The sequence below is a fragment of the Fervidobacterium sp. genome (genome assembly GCF_059913585.1).
Genome location: NZ_DBOLZL010000015.1, coordinates 1 through 9,322, shown reverse-complemented (window position 1 = coordinate 9,322; position 9,322 = coordinate 1). Strand labels below are relative to the sequence as shown.

Below are 9,322 nucleotides of genomic sequence, written 5' to 3'. Positions count from 1 at the left end.
AGAAGTCAAATATCAGAAAAACATCAGTAAATCAGATTATCTAGGAATGAAGAAAGTCTTTGGTAAAGGTATTATTGTTACACAAGAAACATCATTCAAAGATGAAGGTATTATCGGGATTCCTGCATGGTTGTTCTTTGGGTTGGTAGGGTAGGAAATGTAAGGAAAGTTTTTTGCAACATCTGGAAGACGCATACTCAATCGATTACGTTTCTCTTCGTGATTTATACAGTTCTTTTACTAAATACGACCGAGCGAATAAACAAAGAGGGGACAAGACGTCCCCTCGTTGCATTGTAAATTACTCATTTTTATCTTGAATAAGCAAAACTCGTATCACACCTATTGCGTTCAACTCTTTGGCAATTTCTTCACTGGCAGTGACGTATGTCGTGTTTGTATCAATCTCCTTTTTATCTTCAGGCAAATGTTCTATCAATTTTGCATTCTTATCATTTGCCAAAACGAACTCGGCCTCCTCCTTAGAAATTGTGATTATCATTGGTTTTCCGCAGTATTTATCTAAGTCTTTCGTCAAATCTTCTGAATTTTCGTCGAATCCATCGTCTATGATTCTGATTCTCGTTTTCAAAATTTTCAGATATTCATTAACTGGCGAATATCCAACTTCTGTATATACGATATTTTCACCTTTCATAAACACACATGTTGGTGTACCTTTGATTGAAAAGATTTTGAAAAGTTCGTTGTTTGTGTATTCCTTTCCCATGAACACGGTTTTGCTTGTCCCGCCGAGGATTCGAGCGAGCACAAAGTTAGCTCTTAAGAATTCTTGAACTGCAGGAGCGTTAAATACTTCATTTTCAAGCTTTTTACACCATCCGCACCCCGCCGAACCAAAATAAATAAGGAGTGTCTTTCCTTCGATAATTGAGAGTTTGTGAGCTAAGCCCAGGTCTTTGAACACATGTTGGTAGTTCAGTGCTCCGAACAAAAGAGTTGAGAAAATAAGAGCCGATAAGAGAAGTATCCGCAGTGTTTTTGCCATACGCTTATCCCCCCCTTGATAAACAAGATGATACAAAAAATTTTATCATATTTACACAAAGTAGATACATCTTTCTGGGTGATAGTGTGGAAAGAAGTTTGCAAAAACTCAAAACTGAATTCAAAATTCTTGTGGAAAGATTTATCGAACATTGCAAAGCTGCAGGCATTGAAGTGTTGATTTACAACACATACAGAAGGAAAGAAGAACAATATGCACTTTACTTACAAGGAAGAGCTCCACTTGAAGTTGTCAACAGTGCAAGAAAAAAAGCAGGAATGCCACCGATAAGTGAGAAGGAAAACAAGATAGTTACCATGCTCAAAGATTCACCACATTGCCATGGACTGGCAGTTGATTTCGTGCCATTGATAGATGGGAAAGCGGTATGGAATAATTATGCGCTATGGAACAAATGTGGAAAGATAGCTGAAAGTTTAGGGTTAGAATGGGGAGGAAGTTGGAAAGATTTCCCAGATTATCCACATTTGCAGATGAAAAATTGGAGAAGGTACGTAAAATAAAGGTCCAAAAAAGCCCATCCTTTAGGATGGGCTGAATTATTCTACCTTTGACTTCCAAGAACAAATCGCTTGATAAGAAATAAACAGCCTGGAATTTATCAATAGAAATGTCAAATTATCCAAAAGTGGTGATATAATATAAAATAGCAAAGATTCAAAATGTATAGAGAAACTTTGTAATTGAACATTGCAATTTGTGAAAAATCCAAAAGTTGCAATTAATAAGTAAGCAAGAGCTTGATTCTTCTTACTATTTTTCCATAATACGCACGGGTAAGTGGAGAACACAAATTAACACCGAGAATTAAAAACGTGAATTCAAGCGCTTTTACGGTCATTGATAAGTGAATAAAAAAACATAACAAACGTTCAAAAACCAAGTATTCATGCTAGAGAACATCGAAAATTACATCTTTTCACACCTCCAATTTTCCAAAAATCAAGAAATCAAGCTATGCTTCGCACTTTAAACAATGTCTAACTCTACTTTCTCTACCTATTGTTACAACCATATTTCAAAGTGAAAAGCAAGCGTAAAGCTAATATCTATGCTTACTTACTGAGGAACTTGTTGAATTACCCCCAGGGAATCAGTATGAATAAATGATTTAACGCAAGTGTTAGTCGCATTAAAACATTTTTCAGAGCATCTAACTTTGGGGGTAGGGAAAATCGCGTTCTGGAACATATCTATTTATGCGCATTCTGGAAGGCTACTCTTAGGAAGGAACTACTCTCTGAAAGAGATGGAAACACTAATGATGACACTATGTAAAAGGTTCCATGCTCTGGGTCTTAGGAAGGAACTACTCTCTGAAAGAGATGGAAACACTATCACCGCAACTGCCATCATCACAGCTGCTTTACTCATCTTAGGAAGGAACTACTCTCTGAAAGAGATGGAAACAGTTACAATCAACGCCATACATTCTCAAAAACATACAAACTTAGGAAGGAACTACTCTCTGAAAGAGATGGAAACCAGGAGCTTCATCAGCTCCTGATCTGACCAGCCTGACAAATCTTAGGAAGGAACTACTCTCTGAAAGAGATGGAAACACTCCCGGCTCTGGGTCCGGAAGTCCAGTTAAACCACCGTCTTAGGAAGGAACTACTCTCTGAAAGAGATGGAAACAGGGTTCTTCGTGATATGGTACTTCTCAATTAGTGTAAACACTTAGGAAGGAACTACTCTCTGAAAGAGATGGAAACATCCAGCACCACTTTTATGTCGATTGTCTTATTATCTACCACTTAGGAAGGAACTACTCTCTGAAAGAGATGGAAACGTGAGATCCCCATATACGATGTCGTATATGGGGATACCAGCTTAGGAAGGAACTACTCTCTGAAAGAGATGGAAACTATTAATAGCCGAGCTTACCTGATCAGCATAGTTCAACTCTTAGGAAGGAACTACTCTCTGAAAGAGATGGAAACATCTATCTGGTGAGGTGTCAAATTAATAAGTTTCGCCATTACTTAGGAAGGAACTACTCTCTGAAAGAGATGGAAACTGTCTCTGATTGAGAGTAATCTCCCGATAGCGTAAGATACCTTAGGAAGGAACTACTCTCTGAAAGAGATGGAAACTCATCTTCGTAATCTATAGGGAGTTCGTCTACTTCCCAAACTTAGGAAGGCACTACTCTCTGAAAGAGATGGAAACTATAATATTTATTGGATGGGGGGTGAGATTAACGAGTTTTCTTAGGAAGGAACTCCTCTCTGAAAGAGATGGAAACTACAAAACATACGCTCACACTCCTCTCATATACCAAATACCCTTAGGAAGGAACTCCTCTCTGAAAGAGATGGAAACTCTTGCTCTGACCAGCCCTCTAGACTAGCTGGTTCCAGACCGCTTAGGAAGGAACTCCTCTCTGAAAGAGATGGAAGTGCATTGAGGGGTATACTATTCTCGCTTTGTTCTAGGTAAGGAATTTTCCTTTGAAAAAGATGGTAATCAAAGGTGGCAGTTGAATGAGAGTAGAGGGTTGGGTGTGTTTGGCATTCATGTGTTTGTTTACTTTTGGTTTCTTTTTACGGAGGAATTTGAAAATCGTTGTTCTTACGCAGTTGCAAAGTGTATAATCTAAGAACGCAATTAGAAAATAAGGTTTTTCAAATTGACTGAAGAGTTGAAATCAATGCCGTGGCAATTGTGCCACGGTTTTGTTTTTTTTGCTCAAAGTTAAATTTAATCAAAGACCAAAAGGAAATGGTTTGTAATTCTTGTATTTATCAATGTTTTTGGAACCGAGTGTTTATGCCGATTTTGAATTTTTGGATAAAAGTAGTAAAATACATAGTGTGGAAAGATTATCTCAAAGGGGGTGTATAGGATGGAAAAGAAAAAGATGGTTATCAAGGAACTTACTGTAAAAAACTTTAGGAACTTTTCAGAGCACACAGTCCAGTTTAGTGATGGTATAAACGTTATCTATGGTCCGAACGGTTCAGGTAAGACATCTATTTTAGAAGCCGTTGCGTATTTGTCAAACCCCCGCTCTTTCAGAGGTGCAAGAGATTATCAAGTATTGAAAGTTGGAGAGAAGCATTTTGAAATCAAGGGTAGGATAATGAGCGGTGAAGAGAAACATACGATAGAGATAGTGTATGTGCAAGAGGGAGACAAGAAAGAAAAGGTAGCATATCTTGATGGCTCCAAGGTTAAGAGATTCAGAGATATTCAGGAGATATTTATCGCAATTCCTTTCAGTTTTAGGGATTATTCAATGGTAGATGGCGGACCGGCACAGAGAAGAGAGTTCTTTGATGAGATATTCTCGTTACTTGACCTGGACTACTACGAAACACTGCGAGCATATGAAAAACTCTTGGACGAGAGGAATGAGTATTTAAAGCAAGAATCCGAAATGATTGATAGAGAGTATTTGATTGAAACTGCTAAGGACTTGCAAATAATGGCGGATAAGATTGTGGAAAAAAGAGAACAAATGGTTCAAGAACTTTCCAAGTATTTAGATAAAACGTTCAAGATAGAATACAAGAGCGAGTTCAAAGGGAAGAATTTCTTAGATTACATCGACCAAGATATTGCTGAGCAAACAACAACAATAGGTCCACATTCGCAAGATGACTATTTGCTTTACTACAAAGACCTTCTCGCAAGGCATTATGCTTCAGAAGGTCAAAAACGTTTGTTGTATCTATCGATAGTGCTTGCGTTTAAGAAGCTCATAGAGGAGACGAAACATTACGAACCGGTATTCTTGTTTGATGAACCATTTAACGTGCTCGATACTCATCTTCTTGAAAGGTTCATATCAAATCTTTCAGGCCAGGTGATTATCGCTTCAATCACACCGCTTCTCGGTGCACACAACATAGGGTTAACGCTTGAGGAGTGAGTGAAGAAATGGAGATAGTGACACAACAATCATCCACGCTCGAAGCAATATTTAAGCAATTGTGCCCTAATTGTGGTGGAGATATATCTTCAGCAAGATTGGTTAAAGGGCTTCCTTGTGAGAATTGTTTGAAAGAAGACATCGAGGGCAAGGAAGCCCTTTGTCGTCTTAGCAATTTAAGAGGGCTTAGAGGATTTTGCAATTTGAACAAAGAGTACGAAGAATGGGAAAAGACATTTAGAAAATACGTGGGATTTGAACCGTGGGAGTTGCAAAAATTCTGGGCGAAGAAGCTGCTTTTGAAACGCTCATTCGCACTTTTAGCACCAACAGGTATTGGAAAGACTTCTTGGGGGTTTGCTTCGGCAATATATTTTGCAGAGCACAACAAAAAATCCTACATCATTCTTCCAACCAGGCTTTTGGTCCTCCAAAGCTATGAAAAACTAAAAGATAAAGTCCCGTCTGAGGATTTGTTGGTGATAGGGATAGAGGAATCGAAAAAGGAGAAGGACCAAAACAAAGAAAGACTTGCAAATGGTGAATTCAAAATCCTCGTGACTACTTCTATGTTTCTTTACAAAAATGTCGACCTTATTCCTCGTGATTTTAGTTTTATTTTTGTCGACGACGTTGATTCATTTTTGAAAACAGCGAAGAATATAGACAAGGCGTTGTATTTGTTGGGATTTGAGCCAAGGGATATTGAATTGACGATGAAGTATATAAAGATGAGGAGAAATGTGACAGAAGAGAACGCAGAGGAAATTAATTCACTACGAGAACAAGTTAAAAGAATTTCGAGAAAAGCAAAAGGTGTGATGGTTGTTTCATCTGCTACGAGTAATCCAAAGTCTGAAAGAATAAGGCTCTTCAAGGAACTTCTTTCGTTTGATGTTGGTCGTCCTGTTTTCTATCTGAGAAATGTTGAGGATGTGTACGAAGACGTTGGAACAAACCAAGCGATTTTGGATAGCATGCTCGTGGAGAAGATAAAACAATTCGGCTACGGTGGACTTGTATTTGTATCTTCCGATTATGGAAAAGAAAAAGTTGATGAATTAAAAGAACTTCTCAGCAAGCATGGAATTACAAGCGAAAGTTATGAGAATTTTTCAGAAGCAGTTTTGGAAAGGTACAAAAACGGAGAACTCCAAGTTCTTATTGGTATATCCTCATATAGAAACCCATTGGCACGTGGGTTGGATATTCCAGAAGTAATTCGCTACGCCATATTTTATGGTGTCCCCAAGATTGTTGTTAGCTTGGATTTAGAAGGGAATGTCAAACACATTCTCCTGGCTATTTCGACTTTGAGACCTTTGATAGCAAGGGATAAAGAGTTAGAAAAATGGACACCGACGATAGATAAATGGATGAAGGAACTAACTAAACTTGGAAATGTCGCAAATCCTCCGAAAGACCGTGTGGAGCAGTTGAGGGAGGAAATAAAAAAGTTCATTCTGTCTGAAGAGATTATCAAGAAAATAAACTCAGCAGATGATATTACACTAAGGCAGGAAGATGGAAAATGGTATTTGGTGGTTGCTGACGTCACAGGTTATCTCCAAGCTTCTGGACGCACATCGAGGCTCTTTGTTGGTGGTATTACAAAAGGGCTGAGCTACGTGCTTGTGGATGATAAAAAAGTCTTCAACAACTTGATTAGAAAGCTTCGCTGGTGGTTCAGTTCAGATGTGGTATTTAAGGAAGCGCAGAGTATAGATTTCACAACGTTGATAAAAGAGATAGATAACGACAGAGAACGTGTGCGCAAAAAAGAAGGTAGAAGAGACGATTTCTTAAAACCTGTCCTTGTTATTGTAGAGTCTCCTCACAAGGCAAGAACGATTGCAAACTTCTTTGGAAAGCCAATATCTCGCAGTCTCGAAGGTCACGAGTTGTATGAGGTCATCACAGAAGACAAATACGTCGTTATTACCGCATCGTTTGGTCATGTGTTTGATTTAAATAAAGAAGAAGGTTATTTTGGCGTTTTGGAAAGTTCTAACAATGGTCGTGGAAGGTATGTTCCTGTATATGAGACTATCGAGGGGAAAGAGAGCATTGTAAATGCTATTAGAGAGGCAAGCAAAGAATTCGAGCAGATACTCATTGCAACTGACCCGGACACAGAAGGTGAAAAGATTTCTTGGGATTTGAAGAATCTATGCAGTGTATATGCGAAAAACATCAAGCGAATGGAATTTCACGAGGTTACAAAGCGAGCGATTTTAAACGCGTTACGTGAGCACAGAGAAGTAGATGAAAATCTTGTCAAAGCGCAGGTTGTGAGAAGGATTTCGGATAGATGGGTAGGATTTGAACTTTCACAGCTTATCCAAAGACTTTTCGGACGCAGTAACCTGTCCGCCGGAAGGGTTCAGACACCTGTTCTTGGATGGGTGATAGAACGGGCGAAGGAAAGCCAGCAAAAGAAATACGTTGTAACAATCTCTAAAGATGGGTTGGATTTAAGGTTTGAATTTGAAGAGAAACACGAAGCAGAAAAGTTTTTCAACGAGATAAAGGTGGTCAAAGTAACAAAAGGCGAGGAAAAAAGAATAGAGAAATCACCTTTGCCACCTTACACCACGGATGTGATATTGAAGGATGCATCTGAGAAGTACAAACTCTCGGTTTCCAGAACAATGGAGGTGCTCCAAGATTTGTTCGAGCGAGGCTTTATCACTTACCACAGAACAGATTCAACAAGGGTTTCGGATTTTGGAATGAACGTGGCAAAGGAATATATTTCCGAAACGTTTGGAGAGGGGTTCTTCAAACCGAGAACATGGGGTGAAGGTGGAGCACACGAATGTATTAGACCAACCAGGGCGTTGGATATAGAGGATATCAAAGCGATGATTTACTCCGGTGAGCTTGAGGGATTTACAAAAGACCATATCGCGATATATGATTTGATATTCAAGCGCTTCATAGCTTCTCAGATGAAAAATGTCGTGCTCAAAGGTTACGATGTGAAATTTGAGGTTGTTGATAAGACCCAGGAAGTGGAAGTGTATGAAGAGATAGTTGAAGAAGGTTTTAACAAAGTCTTTCCAATTAAGCTCGTAAGAATTCCACAAGGAACGATAGAAGTATCAGCTAACAAATTCATGCGTGCCATTCCAAAGGTCTATCCGTTCACGCAGGGCTCACTTGTTGAAGAAATGAAAAAACGCGGGCTTGGAAGACCATCTACATATGCGACAATAGTGAGTAGATTGCTTGAAAGAGGGTATGTGATAGAGAGAAACGGATACTTACTACCCACAGCTCTTGGTGAGAAGGTATACAACTTCTTCAATTCAGATAAAGAAAAGTTCAAATTTGTCAGCGAAGATTTCACGCGCGAATTAGAAGTACTGATGGACAAAGTTGAAAGTGGTGAAGAAGATTACCAGCAAATTTTGAGAGGTTTAAAAGCAGAGTTGGAGAAGATATAGCGAGTTAGCAAAAGATTAAGATAGGACATGTTGTGAATATGGGTATGTTAATCATATATCGAGGTATAGTCGTGAGAATATCAAACGAACTCTTAAGAATTGGTTTTGCCGTTATCTTTTTCTTCTTTCTTTTATTACCAGTATCCTCGGAACCGTATCGATGGGAGATAAAGTTGGAAATAGGATTAAGCAATTTGAATTACCAGTTCAGAAGGTATGTGGAGAAGTTTGTAATGGAATGTTCGAAAGAGGGTATAAGTGTTTGGATTTACAGTACTTACAGGTCAAGGGCTGTTCAAAAAGCTTTGTACGCTCAAGGTCGTGAGCCGTTGGAAGTTGTGAATTTGCTAAGGCAAGAAGCAAAGCTTGAGCCTATTGATGAGAGAAAGAATAGATATGTGGTTACAAAACTGAGGGTGTCAGCACATAACTACGGTTTTGCAGCAGATTTTGTGCCTGTTGTTGATGGTAAACCTCAGTGGTATAACGATGAACTTTGGCTAAGGTGTGGATGCATTGCCCTCAATTTAGGTATGGAATGGGGCGGGATGTGGAAAGGATTCGTTGACAAGCCCCATATCCAAATGAAAAATTGGAGGAAAGTGGCAACATTTAATCATTTGGAGAGATTGGTAATAGAATAGATATTTATGACTTATCCCGGTTAGAGCCGGGATTTTTTATTTTTGTTAGATATATGATAAAATAATAGTAAGCACTACGAACTAATCTTGGGGGTGTTTTCTGTGGAAAGGATTATGCTGGAAGATTTGCTCAAGTTCAAATTTGTCTCAGGCTTGGCGGTTTCTCCAAATGGCGAAAAAGTGGCTTTCGTTGTCCATGAGATGAACAAAGATGAAAATGGTTACAATTCCAACATATGGCTTTATAACACCACCACAGGGTCTCTATCGCAACTTACCTCATCAAATCGGGATAACTCTCCAATTTGGTTGGATGATTCGA

At 38.9% G+C, this 9,322-nt stretch carries 5 protein-coding genes, 1 pseudogene and 1 CRISPR repeat array; of the genes and pseudogenes, 5 read left to right on the top strand and 1 reads right to left on the bottom strand.

What is annotated here, in order from left to right; genetic code table 11:
• Nucleotides 1-301 precede the first annotated feature (301 nt).
• Nucleotides 302-1,009 (bottom strand): thioredoxin family protein, encoded by a 708-nt coding sequence (locus AC3M61_RS06270; protein WP_500780032.1) that lies wholly within the window; start codon nt 1,007-1,009, stop codon nt 302-304.
• Between the two features lie 86 nt (nt 1,010-1,095).
• On the opposite strand from AC3M61_RS06270, the gene AC3M61_RS06265 reads away from it, so the two are divergent.
• From AC3M61_RS06265 to AC3M61_RS06245, 5 genes and pseudogenes are all read left to right on the top strand, one after another.
• Nucleotides 1,096-1,533, top strand: coding sequence for a M15 family metallopeptidase (locus AC3M61_RS06265; protein WP_500780031.1), 438 nt, complete (start codon nt 1,096-1,098; stop codon nt 1,531-1,533).
• A gap of 718 nt (nt 1,534-2,251) precedes the next feature.
• Nucleotides 2,252-3,433: a CRISPR direct-repeat array (repeat unit 36 nt; unit sequence CTTAGGAAGGAACTACTCTCTGAAAGAGATGGAAAC).
• A 445-nt stretch (nt 3,434-3,878) separates the two neighbouring features.
• Nucleotides 3,879-4,907 (top strand): DNA replication/repair protein RecF, encoded by a 1,029-nt coding sequence (recF, locus tag AC3M61_RS06260; protein WP_500780030.1) that lies wholly within the window; start codon nt 3,879-3,881, stop codon nt 4,905-4,907.
• An 8-nt stretch (nt 4,908-4,915) separates the two neighbouring features.
• Nucleotides 4,916-8,356 (top strand): reverse gyrase, encoded by a 3,441-nt coding sequence (rgy, locus tag AC3M61_RS06255; RefSeq protein WP_500780029.1) that lies wholly within the window; start codon nt 4,916-4,918, stop codon nt 8,354-8,356.
• 71 nt (nt 8,357-8,427) lie between these two features.
• Nucleotides 8,428-9,000 (top strand): M15 family metallopeptidase, encoded by a 573-nt coding sequence (locus AC3M61_RS06250; protein ID WP_500780028.1) that lies wholly within the window; start codon nt 8,428-8,430, stop codon nt 8,998-9,000.
• 102 nt (nt 9,001-9,102) lie between these two features.
• Nucleotides 9,103-9,322: pseudogene (locus AC3M61_RS06245) on the top strand (S9 family peptidase); the annotation flags it as partial.